This is a genomic window from Streptomyces sudanensis, from assembly GCF_023614315.1.
In the GTDB taxonomy this organism is placed as follows: domain Bacteria; phylum Actinomycetota; class Actinomycetes; order Streptomycetales; family Streptomycetaceae; genus Streptomyces; species Streptomyces sudanensis.
Window position 1 is genome coordinate 237,247 of record NZ_CP095474.1, and the last position, 2,313, is coordinate 239,559.

Genomic DNA, 2,313 nt, shown 5'->3' on the forward strand with positions numbered 1-2,313 from the left:
CNCACNAGCCCGGGCGCGGACCGGCCCGGTCCCGCCCCCGGGCCGGGGGGCGCCGCGCACCGCGCCCACCCTCGCCGACCTCCAGGTCCTCCGCTGCTGAGCGGCACCGTTCACCCGGTCCTGTCTCATCGGCCCGACGCGCCGTCGCGGCGCGCCAGGAGGAATCACCTGTGCAACCCCTCATCGACAACGCCCGTGCGTTCGGACAGCGCCCCGAGGAGTTCGCCCCACTGGCCCAGGGCCAGTCGCCCGAGGTCCTCTTCATCACCTGTTCCGACTCGCGGGTCGTCCCCGCCCTGATCACGGGCGCCCGGCCCGGCCAGTTGTTCGAACTGCGCACGGCGGGCAACATCGTCCCCCCGTACACCTCGGGCCGCCCCACCGGGGAGGCGGCCACCATCGAGTACGCCGTCGAGGTCCTCGGCGTGCGCGACGTGGTGGTCTGCGGCCACTCCCACTGCGGCGCCGTGGGCGCGCTGGTGCGGGGCGACGACCTCAGCTCCGTGCCCGCGGTGCGCGAGTGGCTGGCGCACGCCGCGCCCGAACCGGCGCCGGGGCGGGCCGACGACCCGGCCGTCGCCGAGGCCGTGCAGCACCACGTGCTCGCCCAGCTGCTGCGGCTGCGCTCCTACCCGTGCGTCGGGCGGCGCTTGGAGGACGGGCGGCTCACGCTGCGCGGCTGGTACTACGAGGTGCACACCGGGGCCGTGCGGGAACACCGCGCGGCGACGGACGCCTTCGAGTCCCTGTGAGGCGGGCGACCACCATGGTGTCCCGATTCCCGCATCTGAAGCAGGACCTCGCCGCCTCGCTCGTCGTGTTCCTCGTCGCCGTCCCGCTGTGCCTGGGCGTCGCCGTCGCCTCCGGTGTGCCCGCCGAACTGGGCCTGATCACCGGCATCGTGGGCGGTGTCGTCACCGGTCTGATGCGCGGCAGCAGCATCCAGGTGTCCGGGCCGGCCGCGGGCATGACCGTGCTCGTCTTCGAGGCCGTCCACGAGTTCGGCCTGCCCGCCCTCGGCGTGATCGTGCTGCTGGCGGGCCTCGTGCAGATCGTCCTCGGCGCCCTGCGGTGGGGGCGCTGGTTCCGGGCGATCTCCGTGTCGGTGGTGGAGGGGATGCTCGCCGGCATCGGCCTCGTCATCATCGCCGGCCAGTTGTACGCGGCGGCCGGGATGAAGGCCCCGGCCTCCGGACTGGACAAGATCGCCGGCCTGCCCGGCGCGGTCGTGGAGGCCGTCGGCAACCGATCGGCGCTGGTCTCGCTGGCCGTGGGCGCGGGCACCGTCGCCGTGCTCGTGCTGTGGCGGCGCCTGCCGGAGCGGGGCCGCGCGGTACCGGGGGCGCTCGCCGCGGTCGTGCTGGCCACGGCGGCCACCTGGGCGTTCGCGCTGCCGGTGGCGACCGTGGAGGTGGACGGGCTGCTGGACGCGGTCCGGCCGCCCGGCCTCGACTCCCTCGGGGAGCTGGGCGACGTCGCCCTGCTCGGCACCGCCCTGGCGTTCGCGCTGATCGCGTCGGCGGAGTCGCTGTTCAGCGCGGCGGCCGTGGACCGGCTGCACGACGGTCCGCGCACCCACTACGACCGGGAACTGATCGCCCAGGGCACCGGCAACGCGGTCTGCGGGGTGCTCGGCGCGCTGCCGATGACCGCGGTGATCGTCCGCAGTTCGGCCAACGTGCAGGCGGGCGCCCGCACGAAGGCGTCCCGGGTGCTGCACGGCGTCTGGCTGCTGCTGTTCGCGGCGCTGCTGCCGGCCGCGCTGGGCCTCATCCCGCTGGCGGCGCTCGCGGGCGTCCTCGTCCACGCGGGGTGGAAGCTGATCCCGTTCCGGGCGGTGCTGTCCCTGTGGCGCGCGCACCGGGGGGAGGCGCTGATCCTGGTGGTGACGGCGGTGGCGATCGTCGCGGTGAACATGTTCGAGGGGGTGCTGATCGGGCTCGCCCTGTCGGTCGCGAAGGCCGCGTGGGACGCGTCGCACATCCGGCTGACCGTCGTCGACAAGGGCGCCGGCCCGGTCCAGGCCCACCTGTCGGGCAACGCGACCTTCCTGCGGCTGCCGAAGATCCTGGACACCCTGGAGGGGCTTCCCCACGACCGCCCGGTGGAGCTGGACCTGTCGGGCCTCCACCACCTCGACCACGCCTGCCGCACGGCGCTGGAGAACTGGTCGGAGCGGCACAGCGCGCTGCTCAGAGCCCCGTCGGCCCGCCCGGAGCCGTCCTCCCTGTGATCCGGGGGCGGCCCCGTCCGTCCCCGCGCCCCCGCCCGGCGGTTCGCCCCGCCGCGCGGGGCGAANCNGCCGGGCGCTGT

2 protein-coding genes are annotated in these 2,313 nt (G+C 75.4%); both read left to right on the forward strand.

Features of this window, described 5'->3' with window-relative positions; genetic code table 11:
* The first annotated feature begins 170 nt into the window (after positions 1-170).
* Complete coding sequence (locus MW084_RS01060) at positions 171-752, forward strand: carbonic anhydrase (RefSeq protein WP_010468083.1); 582 nt, start codon at positions 171-173, stop codon at positions 750-752.
* Between the two features lie 14 nt (positions 753-766).
* Positions 767-2,233, forward strand: a complete 1,467-nt coding sequence (locus MW084_RS01065; RefSeq protein ID WP_010468082.1) for a SulP family inorganic anion transporter — start codon at positions 767-769, stop codon at positions 2,231-2,233.
* Positions 2,234-2,313: the final 80 nt, after the last annotated feature.